The sequence below is a fragment of the Haloarcula sp. NS06 genome, from assembly GCF_051122755.1.
Classification (GTDB): domain Archaea; phylum Halobacteriota; class Halobacteria; order Halobacteriales; family Haloarculaceae; genus Haloarcula.
Genome location: NZ_CP184844.1, coordinates 345,987 through 366,978 on the forward strand (window position 1 = coordinate 345,987; position 20,992 = coordinate 366,978).

Genomic DNA, 20,992 nt, shown 5'->3' on the forward strand with positions numbered 1-20,992 from the left:
CTACAACTCGTCCATCAGCTGCTCGGTCTTCTCGCGTCGGGCCGCGATCTCCCGGACCTCGTTCAGTCCATCCACGTTCAGGTCGACGTGCATACCGCCGCTGCGACTGTCCTTCTTGATGACCTTCCGGCGCTCCAGCTCGGAGGCTGCCTTCGAGACGTCGCTTGTCGTCGACACGCCCAGACGCTCGGCGACATCGTCGTAGGGTACCCATCCGCCCTCCTCAATGATCGTCGCCAGCACGCCCTTGATGTATCGCGGGGAGCAGGTCGCGTCGTCTTTCGCAGCATCGATAGCCGCCTGGACAGCGTCGTCCTCAAGGAACGCCTCATAGTCGGCCAGCGGCTCCAGCGTCTCCGGCTGCTGTTCGCGAAGGCGGGCGTTCTCCGCTTCGAGTTTGTCAACACGGTCGCGCAGTGCTGCAACATCGTCGCCGTCATCGGTCGAGGTCTCCGGCTTGGACACGTCGACATCCACGTCAAACGCGCTGGCCAGTTCTTGGACGTGTTCGGCGGCGCCGTCGAAGGCCGCCCGGACCTCTTGAACCTCGGCCTCAAGATCGGCGACATCATCTTGGAGTGTGGCCCGCTCTTCGCGAAGGTCGTCGACGATCGCCTCAGTCTCGTCAAGACGCTCCTGCAGGTGGTCACGTTCGGCTTTCAGTTCCGCGACGCGGTCCTGCAGATCGGCCACGCCCTCGCCAACGTCTTGGGCGGCGGCCGGCGCAGCGTCCCCGCTGTCAGCGAGGTTCTTCAGTGCATCTCCCAGACGAGAGGTGTCGGCCAACTCCTGCTCAAGCTCTTCTTTCTCTTCGCGGAGGCGTTCGTTCTCCTCACGAAGCTGTTCGAGTTCGTCTTCACGCTGGTCACGACGCTCCCGCTCGGCCTCAACCTCGCTCTGAATGTCTTCGAGGACATCGGCCAGCTGGTCGGGCGTCTCCGGCAACTCGAACGACTCCTCGCGAGGGTCTGGCGACCGACGCTTTCGAACCGTGGTCGGGCCGATGAGGTCGCCGTCGGTAATGGACGTTCCTCGAGCGAGAATCTCCCCGGTCTCCAGCGCCGCCAAGGCGTCCTCCGAGCAGCGCAGCGCGTCGGCTGTCCGGTCGACGTCCTCGTCTCCAGGCTTGTGAGCGATGTAGTCGTCGCACAGCTGGATGATGCCGTTGTGGAGGAACGCCCGACGCTGGTAGCCGTTGATGACCGAGATGCCCTTGTTGCCGCCCTCCGTCGCGACCTTGATGAGCTGCCCTCGGCAGCGCTTAACGTGTTCGTCGAGTTCGGGCTCCGGTGCAGAGTCCTTCGGTGCCATGTAGTGAGCCTCGTCGACGGCGAGGAGGCTCTTCGTCCGGTCGCCGCTGCGGTACTTCTCGTGGGCGCGGTCGTTCAGGCTTCGGACGGCGCGAGCCGCGGCCTCGTGGACGCGAGAGCCTTCCTGCTCGTAATCGGCGTATGTCGAGACATCGAGCAGGACCTTCATCCCGCGGTCGAGCACCCAGCTGCCGATCTGGTCAAGATCCTCCAGCCCGACGGCGAGGTCGACGCCCTCCTCATCGCGAGCGCCGACCACAACGATATCTTCGTCCTCGAGTCGAACCGGCGACAGCGCGCCGAGTCGCTCGACGATGAGCGTCGGGATGGCAACATCGGCTAGGTCCTCCAAGATGACGGCGAGCGTATTGCTCTTGCCGGTCCCCGACGTACCCTCAACCGAGAGGCGGAAGTCCTGCTCTTGGACGGGGTTGAACTGGACATCGCCCAGTGTGACGGTCGAGTCGGTCATCTCGTCACCGTCGAGTTGTGCTTGTGCGCTCATTACTCGTTGCCCTCATTGAGCATCATCTTCCTCCAATATCGCGTGAGCCTGCTCGTCCTCTTCTAGTACTTCGGCAATAGCGTCACGCTGTTGCCGGAGCTTCTCTACATTCCGATCTATTTCACCACGCTCTGCCTTCCTGATTTGCTCCTCGATACCGTGAATGAACTCCCGCACATGGTCAATGTCTGCCTCACTCTTTGGCCTGCGGTCTGTTTCGACGCGTGGGTCGTTGACGAGTTCGTAGAGCCCGTCGTGTATCTTACTCACATGTCCGTGTTTTACCAAGTCAGTCAGTTCCTCACGGATGTATTGCAGGCTGTAATCAGCCTGTTCCGCAACGAAGGGCGCTGTCACACGCCCCTCGCGGAGTAGTTCCAACGACTGCTCCTGTGCCGGCGACAGGTCGTCCTCAGTAAGAGCCATACCGCTGGTTGTCGCGCTCACACCATAAGCCACGTGTGCGTGTTTCTTATGCCTTGTGCCACATACCATAGATGCCAAGGCTTATGGTGCCAGCAAATAAAGTACGAAGTAGAGACGCCGGGTGCCACGTCAGAAAGTGGCCGACTGTTACAGCAGTCGACCGGTGTCCTGTGCAGGACAATGCAAGACTACATTTCCCCATCGGAAAGCAGTACCGTTCCCGACGAGGCCGCCCTCGTCGGCACTGACAGCGAGGGGCGCGTCCATTATTACATGGCCGCCAAGGCCCACGACGAGCGCGTGTTCGTCATTGACGGCGATGCTGTCCAGGTGTTCGACCTCGCCGGCACCGGCCGCGATATCGAGGACTGGGTCGGCCACGTCAACGAATGGGCCGACTGCCGCTACGGCGAGGGGTTCGGCGCGATGCTTGAACGCGGCCTGGAGGCTGGTGCGTGATGGCCGGGGAGACTCTCGACACTAACGACGACCACCCACAGCTCCACGTCGGCGCCCACGTTCACGACCGCGAGCAAGACCGTGACGCGCCGCTGGTTGTCGTCGGGACGCCGACCGCTCGCGCCGACGAGTACAAGTGCAACGATGATGCGACCGTCGCCGAGTACAACAAGGACTACCCGGCCGATGACCGCGTCGTTGAAGCCGTGTTCGCCCAGCGAACCACAGTCGATATCGAGCGCGTCCAGCGCTACGCCTACCCGCGCTCGCGACTCCAGCTGGAAACATCGGTTCATGACCAGGAGGGTGACGACTGGTGGCGATAGCTGCCACCGCCGACATCACTGCCCTCGCCCAGCTGGACGACCGGGACATCAAGGCACTGACCGAGCCGATGGATATCTACGCCGACGACCCAGCCTGTCGCAAGGAACAGGTTGCGGTCTACAACCACGGCGACCGATACATCGTCACGCCCGACGTGCCGTGCTGTGATTGCCCGGATATGCTCCACCGGCGGCCATCTGGTGGATGCAAGCATATCCGGCGCATTGAATTTGAGCGCGGTGAGCGACCCATCCCCGTCGGCGTCAACGACGACGCCATCGACGACGGACTACACATCGATAGCGGGGTGGGGCGATGACCCGCGACCACAGCGACACAGTCATGGTGCAGCGTGAGCCACTCCGCGGTCCGGCCCAGCGGGACCGCTACGAACCGCGTGATGAGGGTGGCTGGCGGCGTATCGAGGAACGGTGGACCGGCTGTCAGTGGGCCTACGTTGGGTCGGAGATCGTCGATAGCATCGACATCGAGGGCACGGAGGCTCTGGCATGACCGAGATGCAGCACGGGCAGGGCCGCGTGGACTGGGCTCACGTTGAGCTCACGCCACTGTCGTCGCTACGGCTGGGCGTGTACGTGCCGCTCCCTCGCGACCGACTCGCATTGCTGGCGTACCGACGGTCAAGCGGGATCGAGGTGGACCTCAAATGATGTCGTTCGCTGATCCGTCGACAACGTTCAAGCTCGTTTTCGAGGAGGTGTCAGTCGGCCAGGGCGGGCTGACCGTACGCCGGCCGACGGGTGAGATCCGCTGTACCGAGTGTGGGGCTGTCGCGACGAACATCGACGACTTCCCACACGAGCAGTGGTGTCCGCAGCGGTTCGTGCACAGCCGTTGGTACGCGGAGCAGTTGCAAGGCTGACCACTTTCTATTTTTGAAACCGTTGTACGTACCAATAGCGTGGCCGTTCAATATCAGCTATATGGATACAGTCAATCTGCCTGTGTGATCCGCAGTCGATACGCTTACCGCTCACGTACTGGGCGCCGCTCAGAGATAGAAAGGGAAGTATCGTTCTTACAGGTGGGACATTGAGGTTGACAATTCCAACCATCTACAAGCATACTAATCGGATTTCCCGTGTGATCGTGAAGCGGGAGATCTTCGACATGAATCATCGACGGTTTCCCGCTTCATACTCCTAGTTCTGACGGTCGAAACCGACGCAGTACAGCGATTCACCAGAGCCTAAGATTTAGTTTCTAACTATATCCGACATAGAATGTTTTCCCACACTCACTACACCCAGCCTTGGTGTCATAATACTTGAAGTTATTATTGGACTTTGCCACTTTTTGAATATCTGTATCAACACTCGGGAGATTTACCAGAGTCTCTTGCCCACAATACGGACAAGCAGTATTCCCAGTTCCCATGAAAACCTGTAGTTTTGGACATATATTAATTATTAAGGTTCAAACATTCATTAAGACTTCATTAATAGTTGCTGTTGTAAGGGCCGTGGTGAAGCGGGAGATCTTAGACATGAATCATCGACGGTTTCCCGCTTCAACTTCCTAGTTCTAACGGTCGAAGCCGACGCTGTCCGGCGATTCACCAGAGCCATTCATTCTGATAAGTCTAAGGACATATCCTCGTAGCTGCTGACAGTGGCCAAGATTCGGACATCACGCACCCATTTATATACCAGTCTACCATCAGTCGCTGACATGATTGCGGATCGGACAGTTTTCGACGACGAGTACCCTCCACAACGCCTCCGCCACCGCGACGCAGAAGTAGACCGGCTTACCACCGCCCTCGCCCCTACCAAGCGTGGCCGACAGGCTGATGACCTTCTCATCGAGGGGTCGCCCGGCGTCGGCAAGACTGTCCTTGCCCGGCACACGCTTGGCCAACTGTCCGAGCGCCACGACCTCGATTACACCCACATCGAGTGTATGGGCGCGTCAACAGCAGGCATCATCCGAGAGGTGCTTGCAACGGTCGGGCCTACACCCGCTACCAATACGCCCCTCGAAGACCTCTGTCTCTCCCTGCGTGAGCGTGTAAACGAGCCGTTGGTCGTCGTCCTCGACGAGGCTTCCGACGTCCACGACACCAAAGCGCTCGAACGACTGACCGATGTCGATGGGATCTCGCTAGTCATCATCTGCTACGACGCTGATGAGTGGCTGTCCCACGCGCCAGGACGGATCACCCGCCGTTTACATGGCCAAACGCTGACGTTGGACCGCTACGGCGTAGACGAACTCGCAGACATCCTTACACCCCGTGCCGAGAAGGGGCTTAAGCACGGTGTCGTTTCCCGTCGGCAGTTGAAGACCATCGCCAACGAAGTCGCCGGCGTGGCTCGGTACGGGATCTACTCGCTACTCGCGGCCGCGGAGCTCGCACAGGACCGCGACCACCACACCGTCCGAGACGAAGACGTCAGCGGCGCGTACCCGCTGGCCCAAGAGTGGATGCGCCAGGCGGCGCTGGACTCGCTGTCGTTCCATCACCACTTACTCTACGCACTGGTGCGAGATGCCGGGGAGATCGGCGGCGAGGCGCTGCATGACCGCTACGATGCCGTCGCCGACCGTGTGTACGACGGCCGCTCACGAACACCGCTGGCAAAGGGGTCACAGCGCCGAAAGCTCCGGAAACTCGACGAGTATGACCTTGTTGAGCGGCTGGGTTCGACCCGGGACCGCCGGTATGCGGTTATCGATGAGAGTGTCCGGTCGGGGTACGATCTCGACCTGAGTAGAACGCTCCAATCTGGCGTGCAAGATTGATTACTGGATGGGAGCTGAATCATGGAACCACGGGACATTGAAGAGGAGCGCTGCGACTGCTATGTGTCAATACCCTAGGAAACTGTTGTCGAATGAGGGGAGACAAGCTCGATGGTGGATAGGTCACCGTCGTCGGAGTTAGCCGTTGCGAGTGTGTTTTCTTCACCCATTTGAGAGCGTGAAATGGCTACTCGATAGGCGTGCTGATCTAGCAACGCTGTATCGGTGTCGGTGGGAGGTAGAAACACTGTTCCGTGAGCTGAAGACGCAGTATGAACTGGACGAATTCGACACAAGTAACCCGGCTGTCGTGGAAATTCTGCTGTACGCGGCGTTGCTGTCACTGCTGGTGAGCCGTGAGTTGCTGGATCTGGTCACCGAACAGGCCGACGATGAGATCGTGTTTCTGCCGGAGCGCTGGGCGGCGACCTTCCGGTCGCACGCCCAGCTAATCCTCCACGAACTCGGTGAGTATCTCGGCTATTCACCACCGCCGTTGTTGGAGTTGCTGATCGAAGATGCACAGAAGATCCACCAGCAACGACCGATATTACAAGAGACGCTCGCTACCGCTACGCAACCGAGGTGTGAGGCCTAACTAAAGACCAATGACCACTGCGACACTACCCTGCTCGTTCCCATTCAAGCTGATTTTGACCCTTCCAAGTTTTTATATGTGCTACTGTCAAATCTGACACATGTGCCCTCCATCACACGACGAAGGACGATTGGCCTACTCACAGGATGTGTTACCCTCACCGCAATCGGCGGTGCCGTTGCATATACGACACAAAAGAACGCACCGAATCTGATCGTGAAGAATCAAACGAAGCGCGAACTGGACATCACGACGGTCATACGCACCGCTGACGATAACGAGGTTCTCGTCGACGACACGGCATCCATTCCGGCAAAGCATGATGACGGATACACGAATCTCGCGTCCAATGAACCGATGGACGTGACGATTCGCACGGAAACCGGACTGGAGAATACGTATCGATGGGAAGAAACTGATCCAGAGAACGCATTATCAGTCAGTGTCTCCACGGACGAAATTGGCTTTGTCGTTGCAAAGCCGCCCTAACTTGGTGATTCAGTAGACACACCCCATTCAATCACTTCCCGACCCAGTGTGTCCGCTCAATTGTCAGAGGCACCCCTGACCCCGAGGGGCCATACTTCATCTGTACTGCTCACGCCACGACCAGACTCACCAAGTGCACAGCGGCTAATATCGACGGGGTACCCCGGCCCGATTATTCGGACATCTAGCACCTTTTTAAGCAACACCCGGCCCTCCAGTCGAGTGTATGCCACACTCGATCCGCGACTACGATGGCAACGAGGTCGAGGTCCGACAGCAAGGGCAGTCCGAAGATGGTCACCGGCTTAACATCACTCACCCCGACGGCCGGCGCTGGATCTGCGAGGTAGATCCCGACGGTGAGGTCGAGATCGAGAGTACCTATCGCGACGGACAGCTCGCCGACGTCGAGACGCCCGGATGGCTGGTCGACGAACTGGCGCTGCTCGCGAGGCCCGCGTGAGAATGTCAGCCCTTGGGCTCAAGCGTCGAGGCGTCGAGTTCCTCGTCAAGGTATGCGACGGCGTCGTCGGTGATGCCGTAGAGCCCCCGGTGGACGCGAGTAACGAGTCCATACTTCGCAAGCTCACCGCAACGCTGGCTTGCGTGCTGCCGCGATATATCTCCCTTTGCGGCAATGGCAGACGGTGTGAGGTTGCCGTACTCCCGGATAAGTTCCAGAATCCGGTCGTCAGACGGCGTCATCCAGTCTGCCTGTTTACGCATGTTATTCGAGCGTGGCGTTGCAGTACTCATAGGCCCACCGATACGGGGTATTTCACGTCGGTCGTACTTGAATCTATTGACGGTCGTTAACCAGTCATTAACAACTGTCAGAAAGCTATTTACGAATGGCAGAATAACGGGATAACTGACCCGCCCTCCCGGGCCCAGAAAGGGTCCGGCGTGTACCAGCACGCCGGGTGGGTCGAACTCCCACTACGGAGTTTCAGCGACCCATGAGCAAATCAAACGACGGGCGTAATAAGAATACGCCCACTGAACGCACAGTCGACTCTCTCCAGAGTCGTGATTCTCCCGAAGCGACCACTTCACAGAAGATGGACTCGCGCGGAGACGCGAGTCACACGCAGAGGACTCAGATAGGGACGGGGTCCTCCACGCGGACCGACGCAACCGAGTTTGATAACACTGTCCGCGCGTGTCCTGAGTGCGACACGACGAGCGTCGAGGCCCGCTTGGGAGACAAACTCCGGGGCCAGCCCTCGGACACCCACTACGCCTGCCGGCACTGTGGGGCCACCTTCGACGAGTCGACCCAGCGCGACCGCCAGCATGCTCTGCCAGAGGAGATGGCCTGCATCGAAGACCCGACCGGCGTGCTGCTCGCACCAACAGCCGACATCCAGCTCACCGAGTTCGCGAACGCGACGGTCGCGACACCCGAGTCTGAGGAGTGGATCAAGAGTAACGTCGTGGTCGACCGGGAGGCGTGGTGCTGATGCCCAATTCCATCACCCGTGACGAGCGCCGTCGCCGTATCGGGAAAGACGATGGCGACCTCGACGACACTGTCTATCGGGTTCGGACCGGCGGCCGGGGCGATATTTGCTATCACGACGACGCTGACTGCGCCGACCTGCAGGTCGACGATCCCGAAGATATGACCCGGCGGGAGTGTCACCGCCGACTCTACCCGCCCTGTACGAAGTGTGTGCTTGAGGAACCGCACGGAGGCAAGTCGAACCAACGCCCATCGCTGCGGAACACGCTAGACGAGGTGGACTACGAGTTCGAGTGGGACTGCGAGCACGGTGAGGAGGTGGTCTAGATGGCGACCAACGACCGTACCCGGTCGCACCCGCCGAATGATGATCTGTCGTGGGACCTCGACCGACTCCCGCTGCCGGCCGACCAGTCCGCCACCGACGCAGCGCTGGCCGCCCTTGCTGAGGCCGACAACGGCCAACGCAAGACGGTCAAGCGTGTCCGGACGGCGTTAGTCGGGGAGATCCCCGCCGACGAACCCCGGCCTATCGACTGGCTGCGGGCCATCCAGCATACCGCCGGCGAGCTCGTCGCGGTGACGTGGTCAACGTCGGGATTCAACGAGATCGGCTACGTCCCTGCCGAGGGGAGGTTCGTCGTCGCCGGCTATTCGGCACTGGAACGCCTGCAGGGCCAGGATCCACACTTCGCCGAGTTCGCGACGCGAAGTGGCGCGAAGGACCTGCTGCATGGGTCTCCGCGGGGCGTCACCGTCGACGAAGCCACGCTGTTCGATGGAGGTGTGGACTGATGGCGGTCGCTGACTGTCAGGACTGCTCGTGGTCTGAGACCGCTGAGGACCTCCTCGAGGCCAGCGACGAAGCCGAGCGTCACGAGCGCAAGGAGCTGCACGACGTCGACATCAAGCGCGTCGCGACCGACGGCGGCATGGTCCGCCGACAGGCACAGGGCAGCGCTGTCCAGCTGGCCGGCGTCGGCGACCAAGATATCGAATGCGACAATGGCGTGGAGGGATGTCCGGGCCCCGAGGGAAGTTGGCTCGACGCCTGCTACGAGTGCTTTCTCATCAGAGGTGACGCCGATGTCTAAGGGCGACACCTACAACGTCGATGATCCGGGCGTCCCGAGCGAGGACGGTGACACAATCGGCGACGCTGCGGCGCATCGGCGCGGCGAGCGGCTGGCTACGGTCTACCTCATCGACACCGGCGAGGAGAACCACGTTTGGCCACATGGCTACCCGAGCAGCGCCGAGGCGCGAGACGACTGGACGGTCCTGACCGCGTGGTGGCACGTCGATACCGCAAGGAGGCGGATAGCATGAGCAAAACCGCTGATACTGATCTACCTGACCAACCTGACGACGACCGACTTGAAACGCTGTATAATGTCCACGAAGAGCTGCAGACCATCGCCGCCAGTGACGTCCCATACGCTGAGTATGCCGAGAACTGGCTCGATTCCCTTCGGGAGGCCGGGTATGATGTGTGAGCTACCCCTCGTCGAGTCCTTCGATCCGGATGGAGACGTCGTCCCCGATCTCGGCCTCGACAGTCGCAATAGCTTCGGCGAGATCGCCGTCGGCCTCGACCATGCTATCCATCGCATCCTGTCGCTGCCGTTCAGCCTCTTCGGCCGCGCTCTGAGACAGGACCTGTCCGCACCACACGCAGGCGTCCTTTTCCCGGGGCGTCTTTTGTTCGCAGCGCGGGCAGACCAGCGGGCCGACCGCATCGGGCTCGTCGGCCTCGACGTCGATACCATGGGCTCGAGCGATTTCCCGTTCGCTGGCATCATCGAAGACAGCGATGTACCGACTTGCAATATCGGAACCTCGAGTCCAGCCGTGGTGCTCTTCCAGGTGAGCCTGCGAGACACCCTGCGAGGCAAGGTAGCTCGCCGAGGACTTCCGGAAGTAGGTGGGTGTAACAGTCTTACTGACGCCGGCGCGGTCGGCGACGTCTTTCAGGGCGTCGCGAACGCGGTTGTTCGAGATGGCTTCCGGACTGTTGAGCTTGCACCACAGCGGATCGGTTTCGCTGCCGGGGTGATCGTCGAGCCATCGACGGACGTAGGGGACGGACGGGACGAGGACGGGCGACCGACGACCGGTCTTACCGTTCAGCGTCACCTGCAGGCCATAGTCGTGGTCGACGATGTCGCCGGGTGTGAGCTCGTACAGCTCTCCAGGACGGGGGCCGAGGTCCCACGCGAGGGAGACAAGGGCCCGGTCGCGGGAGTTGAGACAGGCGTCCAGCATCGGTTGGATATCCTCTGCCCAGTCCAACATCTCGCTGGGGTCCGGCGCCGGGTCATAGTTCTCGGGATAGCCGCCGGGAACCCACTCGACAGCGTCAGGATACCCGTCGCCCTCGGTGACAACCTTCCCGATGGTCCGGAAGGCCACGCGATAGTCTTTGTTCGTCTCGGGGCTCCCGGTCTGCTCGGTGTTGATCCACGCGACGATGTCCTCCGCGGCGTCGCGATCGTCGACGGCCTTGGCGAGCCCGCCGACGCGCTTTGCGATGATGAGGCCGCGTCGCAAGAGAAACTCATGACGGTGGTCGGAGAACTCACTGGGTCCGAGCAGCCGGATCTGTCGGTCGAGGTCTTGGAGGAGTTTGCGGTCAGCCTCGCTGATGTCGTAGTGACCGTCGTCGAGCCGGTCGACCATCGTCTCGACGGCATCGGCGGGGTTGTCGGTCATGTAGACAGTGCCACGGGCGACGGGCATGTAAAGCTCGGGTGTAATGCTCTCCCCGGGCATTTTCCAGATCACATCGACTTACATATAGCAGCGTCTCTGTCCCGGATTCGGGAAACAGCACTATACCAGATCAAGTAGTCGTGCGCCGAGCGAATAGACTGCTTCGTCAACGAGTTGTTCTCAGACGCCGGCACGCTTGCTCCGACTGCTCGGCGTATGTACCGTCGCTTCGTGAGAAAAGAATCGCCAGCGATTAGCCCGACGAGAGGCCGCTGCCGGGGAACTGCTGAAAAACAGATTCAAAATCGTCAATCTCTGCGGCCGTGGCATCGACCTTTGCACGGAGTTCTTCGGCCCGTTCATTGACAGTCTGGTATTCGTCGCTCGCTTCTAGTTGCGGCGTGTTCTTTTGCGTTTCCAGCGTCGCCTTCTTCGAAGCCACGGCGAAGTACTCCTGGACCTGATCGTCGTATGTGGTCCGGACGAGCATCTCCGAGACAGTGTCGAGGAGGTCCTCGCGGCTGACCGGTTTGGTCAGGTACTCGTCGAAGGGCATCTCGACGATGTCAAAGTCTGGGTCAACGGCCGTCACCATCACCACTGCAGGGTCGATACCCCGCTCTGCGATGGTATCGAGGACCTTGTCACCACTCATGTCGGGCATCTGCCGGTCCAGAAAGACGACGTCGACGGACGCGTCGACTAACTGGAGTGCTTCCGTACCACTGTGTGCGGTCCGAACATCGTGTGCGGTCAGCAGCCACGTCGAATACAGGTCCGCGATATCTTGCTCGTCGTCGACGACGAGCACCGTTGCCTCCTCGGTCTCACCACGCTTTTGCACTTGTTGTCCCTCCTGTCGGCTCACGCACTGCTCTCACGGTGACTTTCCTGAACAGCAAGATAAAGGTACCCAGCGGATTATCGAATATGAGAATATTACGGTTAATTTAATGACCATTATTGTGTAGCTGTGCTATCACAATGTAGTGACTCATCCCAGAGATGTTAACATAGCGGCGACCATACGCTGTGTGTATGGTGACCGTCTCCGGACCGTGGACGAGTGAGGAGATGGAACAGTTTCTCAGCGCCGAGACTGTGCCACTCCGTCTCGGGTGTCGAACTCCAGCAGACAAGCCCTGGATGCTCTCGCTCTGGTATCGGTTTGTTGACGATGTGTTTGAGTGTGCAACCGGGGCGGACGCGGCGGTTGTCGACTACCTCGACCATGACGCCAATGTCTCGTTCGAAATCTCGACGAACGAGCCGCCGTACTGCGGCGTCAGAGGCAATGGAACAGCGACGATGACAGCAGACGAGGAGAAGACGGTTCTTACTGAGTTGTTGCACCGCTATCTCGGCGGAACCGACTCACCACTGGCCGAACAACTGCTTGCACCCGACCGCCGCGAGATACGGATCACGATTACTCCCGACCGACTCCACACCTGGGACTACAGCAATCGGATGTAACAGCCTGAACCAATGGAACATACAGACTCAGCCACAGACAACGACCCGACAGACATCAAATCAATCGCGGTAAGCGCCACTGACCTCGTTGCAGCCATTGAAGCGACTGCGGACGGATCAAAGACCGTGTTACGCGTCACACCGCCGCTCAGCGGCCGGATGCGGGCGCGTCTCCACGTCGTCCAGCCAGATGACGACGAGGACACGATTCACATCGAGCCCGACTCGCTACTGACTCAGGATGCACCGTCGTATCCGGCGCCCGATGATACCGCCGACGAGCTTCGGGACGCGGACGACGAGACATACTCGGTGGAGCGTCATCGGACCTATCACGAGCAACGACTCGCCGAGTGGCGGGAGTCGGTGCCGGACCACGTCGTCGATAGCACGACACTAATCGACACGGAACACGACATAACCGTGTCACTACTCGGACCGTGATCGGTCGTGCACGTCCACCAGAGGTGTCACAGATACCAGAAGTGACACAATGTATCACACTAGATCTGCACCGCCGATAAAACGTCTAAGTACCACACAGACTGTGGTAAAATGAACGATTAGGGAATCGCTGTACGTGAAACGAAGCGAAACGGCCGGAAACCTCTAGAGGTTATAAGCTATCTCCAATAGAAGCCGTGGATAGGTTCCCTCCATATGTCAAGTTCGTCCGCATACGAATTACTCGCCCAGTTTGATGACTCCATACCGGAGTTCGACGAGCCTTTCGTCTCCGCCGTTCGAGGTTTCGCGTTCTGGACAGCGATTGCGCTCCCGTTTCTGTATCTCCCGCTGCTAATTACCGGCCTGAACTCCGGGGCAACGCGAGTCGCGTTCGTCGCACTCGTCGTCTGCAACGCTGTGACGCTGTTTGTCGGGCACGCACACAGAGGAGACAACTGAAAACGGAACCCTTCGACTTCGGCCACCAGTACAGATATCGTTGCCCACCACTTCGTGTTACCGCTGTGGCCATATTTTCAGCCATGTGTCGCCGTTCGCGTGCACACGTCACGAACCACAGTCATCGCAGGTGTCGGTCTGGGCCACGTTGAACCGCTGGTCAGATTCTCCCGCTGAGCGCCACGGACACAACCAACCGCAACGCGCAGTCGTCTCTCAGTCTCGGCGAAGTCGCCCATCGTATTGGCATCTCGTCGAACAGGACCGCTCAGCGTGGACGCCGGAGGTCGATCTCGGTCTCCACGCCGAGGCGGTCTGAGCGCTTTGACTCTGATGTCGGCTATTCTTCAAGGAGGTCGACCCACTCTCTGAGCGGCCCCCGAACACCGTCGGCTGAAATCGTCACCTCGCCGTCGAATCGCCACGTCGCCTGCGGGGAGTCCGAACCGAACCGCATCGGAATGGAAACCGACAGATCGTCGGCCGTGAGATGGAGTGGCTCGTCGCGGTCAACCGTCTCGTCGAGCAGCCGTTCGACGGCCAGGCGGAGCTGTTCCGGGTCTGGGTCTGGAAGTTCCGTGGATTGACTCATATCTGTGACTTAGAGCTGAAGCTACCTCCGTGTTGTGTCGAACTGGTCGGTCTTCCCCGTCACTTAGGGGTGTGTAGTCCTCAGACTGTGCCGATGGAGCTGGAAACACCGTACGCCCTCGGAGGAACCTACTACGTCGAGACGGTGTCGATCGGGAAACAGACGGACGACGAGACGGTGCGCGATTGCGTGGTCTGTGGCGGCCACGTGTACGCCGACGACTGGCATCTCGTCGTTGGGGTCCTGAATACAGACGGCAGACGACAGCTCCACCACCACTGTAGCGACGACTGCCTGACTGAATGGCTCAAACTCATGACGGCTGCCTGAGCACCGGTGAGTCCGCGGAGTCTTGACGATGGAACGCGTCGGGAAAATATGGACGAGCGCACGGGCGTGTTCAGGGTCTACCGCGTCGTCGACGCGGTCCCGCACATCAATCTGTTCGACACCGATGCAACGCGGCTCTACACCGTGTACCAGTCCGGCTACGGCGAGCGACAGCCGGCAGTCGACGACCTCCGGACGGGCGATCTCGTCGAAGCGACGCTGGGCGGCGACCCCGACGACTCGGATGAGGCCTGGTCGCTGCTTTCGTTCGAGCGGCTCGATCGCGTGACGATGGATTTCGCCGTTGACGCCGAAATCCCAGCAGTGGCGGCTGACCGCTGGGAGCCGGGGCTGGAACGTCCGGCAAGCACCGTACTCGAAGAGGACGGCGAGCCGGTCGCGGAATGTTTCGTTCAGCCGCGCGCGCCGCTGCCAGGCGGTACCTTTGTCCCGAGCGTGCTCACCGGCCTCGTGCCGATGGAATCACTGCTGACCGAGCTCCCCGGTATCGGCGAGCCGCCGACGGACGCTATCTTCATCGACCCCGACCCGCCCGATGCTGACTCGTACTCACGACCCTATGGCGTCGCCGTGCTGTTCACTGCTGGCGCTGACGAACTGCTCACTGAGTTCCGGGAGCGATATGATCTCTCTGCCGGCGCGGACAACAGACCCGAGTACGACCCGTACGGGCTGTGAATTGGCTACGGCAAGAACGAGCGGCGGGGCGCTACATCGTGATGACGAGCGGCACCGGGACGAAACAGAGCATCCCTAGAACGAACGTAACTAGGCCAACAGCCCAGCGGCCCGGCCCCAGCGGTGTCTCGTCCAGCGGCGTCGCGGACCCGAGCCGGCCGAACACCAGCGCCAGAATCCCCCAGAACGCCCACAGTCCGGCCGCTCGGCCGCCCTCGAAGACCACGAGGTAGCCAGCGAGTCCAAACAGGGCGACGGGGACGGCAAGCTGGACCAGCGACAGGCGGTCGCCGAACAGCGACCGGGCGACGTGTGCGCCGTCAAGTTGGCCAACGGGCAAGAGGTTCAGGAAGGTCACGAACGCCCCCACCCAGCCGCCGATGACGACCGGGTTCGGGAGGAGTTGCGGGTTCGCGTACTCAAGCTGTTCGCCCATGACTGCGGCGATACCCTGCAACAACAGCGGGTAGCCGAGTTCGATGTTCGTGACGATGCCACGGGTTACCTCCACTGGTGGGAGCGTCACGCCGATGGCAGTCACGACGACGGTCGCGGCGAGTCCGGCCAGCGGACCAGCGACACCGATGTCGAACAGCGCCTTGCGGTCGGGGATGTGGTCGTTCATGCTGATGACCGCACCCAGCGTCCCGAGCACGTTCGGAAACGGCAGGAAGTACGGTAGGCTCGCTTCCACCTCGTGATAGCGGCTCATGACGTAGTGGCCGAACTCGTGAATTGCGAGAATTCCCAGTGCGGCTGCGGCGAAGGGCCACGCCGTGAGCATGGCTGTCGGGTCTTCGAGCACGGACAGCCCGTACCAGCGGGTCCCGGCGTACAGCGTCGACAACAGCGTCAGGACGGCGAGCCCGACGTTCAACCACGGGACGCCGTCGACGCCGAGCGACCGCTCCCGCGCGATCAGCACCCACTCGCCCATCTCCCGCTTGAGCGCGACGCGGTACCCGCGCTGACGGAACGCCGGTGCGATGCGATGGATGACCTGTTCGGACTCGGTCATCGGCTCGCCGTAATACCGGACGCCGTCCTCGGCGGTCCTGTCGATCTCGTACACGTAGAACGTGTCTGCGAGTGCTTCCGGGTCCGGCAACTCCGGCTGCGAGGACTGGGTCGCCATTACCAACCTTTAGGGTTCGACCCGTTTGAACCTGTTTGCCGTGTCACTTTCGACAGCCAGAGTCGGCCATCCACAGCCAATAACTGCGGATGAAGCAGTCAGTCCGCGACAGCTTCGTCCGACCCGGTCGCCACGCTGGGGTCCTGAATCCAGAGGTCCCCGAAGAGGTCATCCTGCTGGAGTCGGACCTGACCACGGTGAGCTAAAAAGAGCAATCCGAGGAACGTCTCGACGCGGGTCCCACCGGCCGTGTCGACCTCGCGGTACAGCACCTCATCGCGGCCCTGGTCGTACTGCTCGCGGACGGCGTCGTGCACGTCAGCGATGATATCATCGATGTTCTCGGCGTGGGCGGTCCCGGTCACATCGGCGGCGGACGGTTCCTCATCCAGTCGCATATCGTCGGCCCCGCGGTAGTCCAGTTCCTGCGTCCCACGGTCGTACCCGCTCGGAGAGTCACTGGTGTCGTACTCACGTGACTCTTTCCACCACGATTCCCGCTCGGCGTCGCGGAGGTCCCGAACGAGTTCATCGAGCGTCTGTGGCATCCCGCGGGCGCGGCGGCGTTCGAGCCGTCGGTCCATCTCCGACTCCAGCGCAGCGAAGGGGTCCGGGTCCTCGATGGGGGCGTCCTCGTGCATCGCCTGCTCCCACGGCTCGGCCGGCTCCTCTTCTGTCTCGCCCTCACCGAGCATCGCGTCGCTTTTCATCCGAATCAGGACACTCGCGTAGAACAGCGCCCGCCCTGATATACGTAGATCCGCGTCGTCGATACGCTGGAGGAACTTGTCCGTGACCCGCACCACGTCGATGTCCCACGGATCTATTTCGCCGTCGTCGGCGAGCTGGACCAGCACTTCGACCGGTTCGACGTCTTCGTCTCCGTCCTCGCCGCTGCCGGTTGGCTGGTCGTTTCCGGGGTGGTCTTGTGCCGCCGTATTGTCGTCCGCGTCGGCGGACTCGCCCAGCAGGGCCGCGGCGTCGCTGGATTCGCCCGGTGGCTCGCGGTCCTCGTGCCCGGTGATATTGAGCGGGATGTCATCCGCCTGCTTTCCCGTCTCTTCATCGTCTCGCGGCTCCCCGTGGTCGCCGCTCGACTGTTCCGAGGGCCCGCCGTCGCGTTGCTCCGCCGTCTCGCGGGTCACATCCGTTCCCCGCTCGCTGTCCCGAGGCGCTTCCTCCGGGCGCGCCTCGCTCTTCTCGCTAGTCATCAGCCGGAACCTCCTCATCACCGTCGCCCTCACCGCTGAGGTCGATGCCGGTCACGGCGCTCACGTTGTCGCCCTGCATCATCACGCCGATGGCGCGCTCGGACCGCTCCAGCATGGCCGAGCGGTGCGAGACGACGACGAACTGGGCGTCGCCGGCGAGTTCGTCGACCAGTTCGCCGACGAGGTCGGCATTGGCCGCATCGAGGAAGGCGTCAACCTCGTCCAGCGCGTAGAACGGCGCGGGATTGTGCCGCTGGATGGCGAAAATAAACGCCAGCGCCGTCAAAGATTTCTCGCCACCAGACATCGCGTTCAGCCGCTGAATCGGCTTGTCGCCCGGCTGGGCCTTCATCGTCAGCCCGCCCTCGAAGGGGTCGTCCTCGTCTTCGAGGTGGAGATGGCCGGTGCCGTTCGAGAGCCGCTCGAAGATCTTCTGGAACTGGTCGTTGATCTCCGTGAACGACTCCATGAACGTCTCCTTCTTTCGGGCTTCATAGGTGTCGATGCGGTCGCGGATGCCGTCGGCCTCTTCGACCAGTGTCGCCTTCTTGTCTTCGAGTTCTTGCAGGTCGTCGTTGACGCGGTCGTACTCTTCGATAGCCCGCATGTTGACCGGCTCCAGTTTCTCCATCTCCCTCTCCAGCCGGTCGATTTCCTGCTCGACCGTGTCGTGGTCGGGCACGTCCTCGGGGTCGTAGTCGCCGACCTGCGCTTCGAGTTCGTCGATTTCCCACTCCAGACGCTCCTGCGTTTCCTGCTCGGATTCGAGGTCGCGCTCGACTTCGGAGACGGCGGCCTGTTGCTCGTCGCGGGCCTCCTTGGCCTCCTGCAGGTCGTCTTTCAGATCCTCGCGCTCGGACTTGAGTTCGGCCAGTTCCTCTTCGAGGTCAGCAACAGCCTGTTCCTTCTCGGCTTTCAGCTCCTGCTTCTCGGCGACCCTCGCTTCGAGGTCATCGATGCGTTCCTCGTGTTCGGCCTTGCGGTTCTGGGCCGCCTCGATGTCGTCGTGGAGGTCTTCGATAGCCTCCTCGGCGTACTGCTTTTCGAGTTCGTACTCGTTGAGTTCGGCGTCGAGCTCGTCCTGTCGGTCTTCGAGCGTGTCGATGTCGTCCTTGATCGACTCGCGCTGGTCGGTCAGATCCGGCAGCTCCGAGTCCTCGACCTCGGCTTCAAGATCGTCGATATCGTGCTGGAGCGCGTCGATCTCTTCGGTCTTTTCCTCGATGTCAGCCTCCAGTTCGTCCATCTGGTCGGCCACGTCCTCGCGCTCGTCAGCGATTTCTTCGAGGTCGGCTTCCAGTTGTTCGATGCGCTCCCGGGTGTCTTTGAGCGCGGTCTGCTTGCGCTCGATGCTCGTCTCGATATCACGGACCTGCTCGGTTGCGTCGGACTCGCGGTCGCGGGCGTCGTCGAGGCGCTCCTCAACATCACGGAGGTCGTCGCGTACGTCAGCGCGCTCGTCTTCGAGTTCGTTGATGCGCGTAGCGACCCGTTCGAGCTTGCCAGCGCCGCCGGAAAATGAGTATCGCGTGCCCGAAGAGGAGCCGCCGGTCATCGCGCCGGATTTCTCGACGAGGTCGCCCTCAAGCGTGACCATCCGGTAGTCGCCCATCAGCTCGCGGGCAGTGTCCATACTGTCGACGACGACGGTGTCGCCCAGCACGTACGAGAAGATACCCGCGTACTCGCGGTCGAAGTCTACGAGGTTGTACGCGAAGTCGATGACCCCGTCAGCGCTTGGCAGCGAGCCCAGCGAGCGGTTCTGCATCTGTGTGATCGGCAGGAACGTCGCCCGGCCGGCGCTGCGTGATTTGAGGTACTCGATACAGCGCTGGCCCACGCTGTCGTCGTCGACGACGACGTGGGCGAGTCGCCCGCCGGCCGCCGTCTCACAGGCCGTGGCGTACTCGGGGTCGACGCCGCCAAGTTGGCCGACCGTACCGTGGACGCCGTCCTGACCGGCGTTGAGAATTGCCGTCACCGCCCGGCCGTACGAGGAGTCGCCGTCCTCGCCGGCTTTCGCCTCTAGCTGGGCGTACTCCTGTTGTTTCGCGCTGATCTCGTCTTCAAGCTCGTCCAGATCAGACTGGAGTTCGCGCTTCTCGGCTCGGAGGTCGTCGACGACCTCGCCGATGGTCGCCTTGTTCTGCTTTGCCTTCTCCAGCTCCGTCTGCAAGTCCTCGATATCGGCTTCGAGGTCGGGAATCTCGGCTTCGGCCTCCTCGATAGCCTCGCGCTTCTCGTCCTCGGCGTTCGAGCGCCGCCGGGCCTCGTCGAGCAGGCGGTCCTGCTCGCGCTGGAGGTCGTTCTTCTCGCTTTTGAGCGTCTCCAGTTGCGAGCGTTTCTCCTCCAGTTCGTCTTTGACCTCCTGAAACTCCTCGCCAACCTCGTCGATGCGTTGCTGGACCTCCGCGAGTTCGGATTCCTTCTCCGCGATGTCGGCCTTGACATTTGATTTGGCGACTTTCGTCTCTCGGATGTCGCTTTCGAGGTCGTCGATGGTCTCTTGCTTGCGGTCGATCTGGACGAACGCCTGTCGGCGCTCGTTTTCGGCGGATTCGACCGTCTCCTCGGCGGACTCTATCTTGTCATCCAGCCTGGAGATGTCGCCTTTGATCTCCTCGATCTCGCGTTTGATGGCGAGCTGTTCGTCCTCGCCCTTGCGCTCGATTTCCTGATTGAGTTCGTGGAGTTCGTCTTCTAACCGGATAACCGCACCCTGCCGCTCGTCGAGTTCCGTCTGGAGTTCGGTGAGTTCGCTTTCGAGTTCGTCAATAGCCTCCTCGACGGCCGCCAGTTCCTCTCGCTTGTCTTCAAGTTCGGCGGCCCTGCGGTACCCCTCGTACTCCTCTTTCTCGTCGCGGAGATCCTGGTACTTGAGCGCCGTCTCCCGTTCGTCTTCGAGTTGGTCAAGACGCTCCTGTTTCTCCTCGATGCGGAGTTCGGCCTCGTCGATGCGCTCCTGGACGACTTCCAGTTCGTCGAAGGCGTCGGCCTTCTTGGCGTCGAACTGGGCGACGCCGGCGATCTCGTCGATGATTTCCCGACGAGAGCCGGCGGTCATGTTGATGATCTCGGTCACGTCGCCCTGCATGACGACGTTGTACCCCTCCGGCGTGACGCCGGCCTGGGCGAGCAGGTCCTGAATGTCGGAGAGGTTCACCGAGCGACCATTGATGTAGTAGTAGGAGTAGTAGTTGTCCTCGGTCTCCTTGACCCGGCGCTTGATGGCGATCTCGTCTACGTCGCCCACGTCTTCAGTGCCGGCGGCGTTGACGACCTGCGAGCGTGACAACGTCCGGTCGTCGTTTGCCAGAATTACCTCGACGCTGGCCTGCCGTTCGCCGTCGTACTCGGCGTCTTCGTCGGCGTGGCCGGGGTTGTAGATGAGGTCAGTGAGTTTCTCGGCGCGGATACCCGAAGTGCGAGCAAGTCCAAGCGCAAATAGAATCGCGTCGATGATGTTGGACTTTCCCGAGCCGTTCGGGCCGCTGATGGTGGTGAAATCTTCGTAAAACGGGATTCGGGTCTTCCGTCCGAAGCTCTTGAAATTGTCGAGGACGAGCTCTTTGATATGCATGCGGTG

At 61.1% G+C, this 20,992-nt stretch carries 29 protein-coding genes and 1 pseudogene; 21 read left to right on the forward strand and 9 right to left on the reverse strand.

What is annotated here, in order from left to right; genetic code table 11:
* The gene (locus ACODNH_RS05430) at nt 1-1,815 is read right to left on the reverse strand and encodes a hypothetical protein (RefSeq protein WP_434531055.1); all 1,815 of its coding nucleotides are present in this window, start codon (nt 1,813-1,815) and stop codon (nt 1-3) included.
* Between the two features lie 12 nt (nt 1,816-1,827).
* Nucleotides 1,828-2,262: a hypothetical protein gene (locus ACODNH_RS05435; protein ID WP_434531056.1), complete on the reverse strand. Its 435-nt coding sequence runs from the start codon at nt 2,260-2,262 to the stop codon at nt 1,828-1,830.
* A 159-nt stretch (nt 2,263-2,421) separates the two neighbouring features.
* On the opposite strand from ACODNH_RS05435, the gene ACODNH_RS05440 reads away from it, so the two are divergent.
* From ACODNH_RS05440 to ACODNH_RS05485, 10 genes and pseudogenes are all read left to right on the forward strand, one after another.
* Nucleotides 2,422-2,700 carry a hypothetical protein gene (locus ACODNH_RS05440; protein ID WP_434531057.1) on the forward strand — a complete coding sequence of 93 codons (279 nt, stop codon included), beginning with the start codon at nt 2,422-2,424 and terminating at the stop codon, nt 2,698-2,700.
* Nucleotides 2,700-3,026, forward strand: a complete 327-nt coding sequence (locus tag ACODNH_RS05445; protein WP_434531058.1) for a hypothetical protein — start codon at nt 2,700-2,702, stop codon at nt 3,024-3,026. Before ACODNH_RS05440 ends, ACODNH_RS05445 begins: the two co-directional genes overlap by 1 nt.
* Nucleotides 3,017-3,346 (forward strand): hypothetical protein, encoded by a 330-nt coding sequence (locus ACODNH_RS05450; RefSeq protein WP_434531059.1) that lies wholly within the window; start codon nt 3,017-3,019, stop codon nt 3,344-3,346. Before ACODNH_RS05445 ends, ACODNH_RS05450 begins: the two co-directional genes overlap by 10 nt.
* Nucleotides 3,343-3,540 (forward strand): hypothetical protein, encoded by a 198-nt coding sequence (locus tag ACODNH_RS05455; RefSeq protein WP_434531060.1) that lies wholly within the window; start codon nt 3,343-3,345, stop codon nt 3,538-3,540. The genes ACODNH_RS05450 and ACODNH_RS05455 overlap by 4 nt, the downstream gene beginning before the upstream one ends.
* The gene (locus ACODNH_RS05460; RefSeq protein WP_434531061.1) at nt 3,537-3,698 is read left to right on the forward strand and encodes a hypothetical protein; all 162 of its coding nucleotides are present in this window, start codon (nt 3,537-3,539) and stop codon (nt 3,696-3,698) included. The genes ACODNH_RS05455 and ACODNH_RS05460 overlap by 4 nt, the downstream gene beginning before the upstream one ends.
* Nucleotides 3,698-3,910 carry a hypothetical protein gene (locus tag ACODNH_RS05465; protein WP_434531062.1) on the forward strand — a complete coding sequence of 71 codons (213 nt, stop codon included), beginning with the start codon at nt 3,698-3,700 and terminating at the stop codon, nt 3,908-3,910. The genes ACODNH_RS05460 and ACODNH_RS05465 overlap by 1 nt, the downstream gene beginning before the upstream one ends.
* Before the next feature lie 809 nt (nt 3,911-4,719).
* Nucleotides 4,720-5,793 (forward strand): Cdc6/Cdc18 family protein, encoded by a 1,074-nt coding sequence (locus ACODNH_RS05470; RefSeq protein WP_434531063.1) that lies wholly within the window; start codon nt 4,720-4,722, stop codon nt 5,791-5,793.
* 202 nt (nt 5,794-5,995) lie between these two features.
* Nucleotides 5,996-6,391, forward strand: a pseudogene (locus tag ACODNH_RS05475) (transposase); the annotation flags it as partial.
* A gap of 102 nt (nt 6,392-6,493) precedes the next feature.
* Nucleotides 6,494-6,880: a hypothetical protein gene (locus tag ACODNH_RS05480; RefSeq protein ID WP_434531064.1), complete on the forward strand. Its 387-nt coding sequence runs from the start codon at nt 6,494-6,496 to the stop codon at nt 6,878-6,880.
* 226 nt (nt 6,881-7,106) lie between these two features.
* Entirely contained in the window at nt 7,107-7,343 is a 237-nt protein-coding gene (locus ACODNH_RS05485) for a hypothetical protein (RefSeq protein WP_434531065.1), read from the forward strand.
* A gap of 5 nt (nt 7,344-7,348) precedes the next feature.
* On the opposite strand, the gene ACODNH_RS05490 is transcribed toward ACODNH_RS05485, so the two are convergent.
* Complete coding sequence (locus ACODNH_RS05490) at nt 7,349-7,606, reverse strand: MarR family transcriptional regulator (protein WP_434531066.1); 258 nt, start codon at nt 7,604-7,606, stop codon at nt 7,349-7,351.
* A gap of 233 nt (nt 7,607-7,839) precedes the next feature.
* Here ACODNH_RS05490 and ACODNH_RS05495 point away from each other — a divergent pair, with 233 nt between their 5' ends.
* From ACODNH_RS05495 to ACODNH_RS05520, 6 genes are read left to right on the forward strand one after another with little or no spacing between them, the layout of a single operon-like run.
* Nucleotides 7,840-8,343, forward strand: a complete 504-nt coding sequence (locus ACODNH_RS05495) for a hypothetical protein (RefSeq protein WP_434531067.1) — start codon at nt 7,840-7,842, stop codon at nt 8,341-8,343.
* Complete coding sequence (locus ACODNH_RS05500) at nt 8,343-8,672, forward strand: hypothetical protein (RefSeq protein ID WP_434531068.1); 330 nt, start codon at nt 8,343-8,345, stop codon at nt 8,670-8,672. The genes ACODNH_RS05495 and ACODNH_RS05500 overlap by 1 nt, the downstream gene beginning before the upstream one ends.
* Complete coding sequence (locus tag ACODNH_RS05505; protein ID WP_005538031.1) at nt 8,673-9,140, forward strand: hypothetical protein; 468 nt, start codon at nt 8,673-8,675, stop codon at nt 9,138-9,140. It begins immediately after the preceding gene.
* Nucleotides 9,140-9,439 (forward strand): hypothetical protein, encoded by a 300-nt coding sequence (locus ACODNH_RS05510; RefSeq protein WP_434531069.1) that lies wholly within the window; start codon nt 9,140-9,142, stop codon nt 9,437-9,439. The genes ACODNH_RS05505 and ACODNH_RS05510 overlap by 1 nt, the downstream gene beginning before the upstream one ends.
* Nucleotides 9,432-9,674, forward strand: a complete 243-nt coding sequence (locus tag ACODNH_RS05515) for a hypothetical protein (RefSeq protein WP_434531070.1) — start codon at nt 9,432-9,434, stop codon at nt 9,672-9,674. Before ACODNH_RS05510 ends, ACODNH_RS05515 begins: the two co-directional genes overlap by 8 nt.
* Complete coding sequence (locus ACODNH_RS05520; protein ID WP_160163363.1) at nt 9,671-9,841, forward strand: hypothetical protein; 171 nt, start codon at nt 9,671-9,673, stop codon at nt 9,839-9,841. Before ACODNH_RS05515 ends, ACODNH_RS05520 begins: the two co-directional genes overlap by 4 nt.
* Nucleotide 9,842: 1 nt before the next feature.
* Here ACODNH_RS05520 and ACODNH_RS05525 read toward each other — a convergent pair whose 3' ends face one another.
* A complete protein-coding gene (locus ACODNH_RS05525) occupies nt 9,843-11,057 on the reverse strand; it encodes a tyrosine-type recombinase/integrase (protein ID WP_434531071.1) in 1,215 nt (404 codons plus the stop codon).
* Nucleotides 11,058-11,310: 253 nt separating this feature from the next.
* Nucleotides 11,311-11,901, reverse strand: coding sequence for a HalX domain-containing protein (locus tag ACODNH_RS05530; RefSeq protein ID WP_306710418.1), 591 nt, complete (start codon nt 11,899-11,901; stop codon nt 11,311-11,313).
* Nucleotides 11,902-12,095: 194 nt separating this feature from the next.
* Between ACODNH_RS05530 and ACODNH_RS05535 the strand changes: the two genes are divergently transcribed.
* From ACODNH_RS05535 to ACODNH_RS05545, 3 genes are all read left to right on the forward strand, one after another.
* Complete coding sequence (locus ACODNH_RS05535) at nt 12,096-12,533, forward strand: pyridoxamine 5'-phosphate oxidase family protein (RefSeq protein WP_434531072.1); 438 nt, start codon at nt 12,096-12,098, stop codon at nt 12,531-12,533.
* Nucleotides 12,534-12,545: 12 nt separating this feature from the next.
* A complete protein-coding gene (locus tag ACODNH_RS05540; protein WP_434531073.1) occupies nt 12,546-12,977 on the forward strand; it encodes a hypothetical protein in 432 nt (143 codons plus the stop codon).
* 216 nt (nt 12,978-13,193) lie between these two features.
* Nucleotides 13,194-13,439, forward strand: a complete 246-nt coding sequence (locus ACODNH_RS05545) for a hypothetical protein (protein WP_306708210.1) — start codon at nt 13,194-13,196, stop codon at nt 13,437-13,439.
* 340 nt (nt 13,440-13,779) lie between these two features.
* Here the strand turns inward: ACODNH_RS05545 and ACODNH_RS05550 are convergent, their stop codons facing one another.
* Nucleotides 13,780-14,031: a hypothetical protein gene (locus tag ACODNH_RS05550; RefSeq protein ID WP_306708213.1), complete on the reverse strand. Its 252-nt coding sequence runs from the start codon at nt 14,029-14,031 to the stop codon at nt 13,780-13,782.
* A gap of 93 nt (nt 14,032-14,124) precedes the next feature.
* Here ACODNH_RS05550 and ACODNH_RS05555 point away from each other — a divergent pair, with 93 nt between their 5' ends.
* Entirely contained in the window at nt 14,125-14,361 is a 237-nt protein-coding gene (locus tag ACODNH_RS05555) for a DUF7576 family protein (RefSeq protein ID WP_306708215.1), read from the forward strand.
* 48 nt (nt 14,362-14,409) lie between these two features.
* On the forward strand, nt 14,410-15,060 hold the full coding sequence (locus tag ACODNH_RS05560) for a hypothetical protein (protein WP_306708218.1): 651 nt from the start codon (nt 14,410-14,412) through the stop codon (nt 15,058-15,060).
* Nucleotides 15,061-15,091: 31 nt separating this feature from the next.
* On the opposite strand, the gene ACODNH_RS05565 is transcribed toward ACODNH_RS05560, so the two are convergent.
* From ACODNH_RS05565 to smc, 3 genes are all read right to left on the reverse strand, one after another.
* Nucleotides 15,092-16,195: a site-2 protease family protein gene (locus tag ACODNH_RS05565; protein ID WP_306708220.1), complete on the reverse strand. Its 1,104-nt coding sequence runs from the start codon at nt 16,193-16,195 to the stop codon at nt 15,092-15,094.
* Nucleotides 16,196-16,293: 98 nt separating this feature from the next.
* The gene (locus ACODNH_RS05570) at nt 16,294-17,406 is read right to left on the reverse strand and encodes a segregation/condensation protein A (RefSeq protein ID WP_434531074.1); all 1,113 of its coding nucleotides are present in this window, start codon (nt 17,404-17,406) and stop codon (nt 16,294-16,296) included.
* Nucleotides 17,399-20,986, reverse strand: coding sequence for a chromosome segregation protein SMC (smc, locus tag ACODNH_RS05575; RefSeq protein WP_434531075.1), 3,588 nt, complete (start codon nt 20,984-20,986; stop codon nt 17,399-17,401). Before smc ends, ACODNH_RS05570 begins: the two co-directional genes overlap by 8 nt.
* Nucleotides 20,987-20,992 lie beyond the last annotated feature (6 nt).

Excerpts from the sequence above, each read along its gene's own strand:
- ACODNH_RS05460 (WP_434531061.1), top strand. The coding sequence starts at position 3,537 with ATGACCGAGATGCAGCACGGGCAGGGCCGCGTGGACTGGGCTCACGTT.
- ACODNH_RS05565 (WP_306708220.1), bottom strand. The coding sequence starts at position 16,195 with ATGGCGACCCAGTCCTCGCAGCCGGAGTTGCCGGACCCGGAAGCACTC.
- ACODNH_RS05570 (WP_434531074.1), bottom strand. The coding sequence starts at position 17,406 with ATGACTAGCGAGAAGAGCGAGGCGCGCCCGGAGGAAGCGCCTCGGGAC.
- ACODNH_RS05490 (WP_434531066.1), bottom strand. The coding sequence starts at position 7,606 with ATGCGTAAACAGGCAGACTGGATGACGCCGTCTGACGACCGGATTCTG.
- ACODNH_RS05465 (WP_434531062.1), top strand. The coding sequence starts at position 3,698 with ATGTCGTTCGCTGATCCGTCGACAACGTTCAAGCTCGTTTTCGAGGAG.
- ACODNH_RS05485 (WP_434531065.1), top strand. The coding sequence starts at position 7,107 with ATGCCACACTCGATCCGCGACTACGATGGCAACGAGGTCGAGGTCCGA.
- smc (WP_434531075.1), bottom strand. The coding sequence starts at position 20,986 with ATGCATATCAAAGAGCTCGTCCTCGACAATTTCAAGAGCTTCGGACGG.
- ACODNH_RS05510 (WP_434531069.1), top strand. The coding sequence starts at position 9,140 with ATGGCGGTCGCTGACTGTCAGGACTGCTCGTGGTCTGAGACCGCTGAG.
- ACODNH_RS05505 (WP_005538031.1), top strand. The coding sequence starts at position 8,673 with ATGGCGACCAACGACCGTACCCGGTCGCACCCGCCGAATGATGATCTG.
- ACODNH_RS05525 (WP_434531071.1), bottom strand. The coding sequence starts at position 11,057 with ATGACCGACAACCCCGCCGATGCCGTCGAGACGATGGTCGACCGGCTC.
- ACODNH_RS05495 (WP_434531067.1), top strand. The coding sequence starts at position 7,840 with ATGAGCAAATCAAACGACGGGCGTAATAAGAATACGCCCACTGAACGC.
- ACODNH_RS05515 (WP_434531070.1), top strand. The coding sequence starts at position 9,432 with ATGTCTAAGGGCGACACCTACAACGTCGATGATCCGGGCGTCCCGAGC.
- ACODNH_RS05445 (WP_434531058.1), top strand. The coding sequence starts at position 2,700 with ATGGCCGGGGAGACTCTCGACACTAACGACGACCACCCACAGCTCCAC.
- ACODNH_RS05520 (WP_160163363.1), top strand. The coding sequence starts at position 9,671 with ATGAGCAAAACCGCTGATACTGATCTACCTGACCAACCTGACGACGAC.
- ACODNH_RS05500 (WP_434531068.1), top strand. The coding sequence starts at position 8,343 with ATGCCCAATTCCATCACCCGTGACGAGCGCCGTCGCCGTATCGGGAAA.
- ACODNH_RS05440 (WP_434531057.1), top strand. The coding sequence starts at position 2,422 with ATGCAAGACTACATTTCCCCATCGGAAAGCAGTACCGTTCCCGACGAG.
- ACODNH_RS05550 (WP_306708213.1), bottom strand. The coding sequence starts at position 14,031 with ATGAGTCAATCCACGGAACTTCCAGACCCAGACCCGGAACAGCTCCGC.
- ACODNH_RS05545 (WP_306708210.1), top strand. The coding sequence starts at position 13,194 with ATGTCAAGTTCGTCCGCATACGAATTACTCGCCCAGTTTGATGACTCC.
- ACODNH_RS05560 (WP_306708218.1), top strand. The coding sequence starts at position 14,410 with ATGGACGAGCGCACGGGCGTGTTCAGGGTCTACCGCGTCGTCGACGCG.
- ACODNH_RS05430 (WP_434531055.1), bottom strand. The coding sequence starts at position 1,815 with ATGAGCGCACAAGCACAACTCGACGGTGACGAGATGACCGACTCGACC.
- ACODNH_RS05535 (WP_434531072.1), top strand. The coding sequence starts at position 12,096 with ATGGTGACCGTCTCCGGACCGTGGACGAGTGAGGAGATGGAACAGTTT.
- ACODNH_RS05470 (WP_434531063.1), top strand. The coding sequence starts at position 4,720 with ATGATTGCGGATCGGACAGTTTTCGACGACGAGTACCCTCCACAACGC.
- ACODNH_RS05540 (WP_434531073.1), top strand. The coding sequence starts at position 12,546 with ATGGAACATACAGACTCAGCCACAGACAACGACCCGACAGACATCAAA.
- ACODNH_RS05455 (WP_434531060.1), top strand. The coding sequence starts at position 3,343 with ATGACCCGCGACCACAGCGACACAGTCATGGTGCAGCGTGAGCCACTC.
- ACODNH_RS05555 (WP_306708215.1), top strand. The coding sequence starts at position 14,125 with ATGGAGCTGGAAACACCGTACGCCCTCGGAGGAACCTACTACGTCGAG.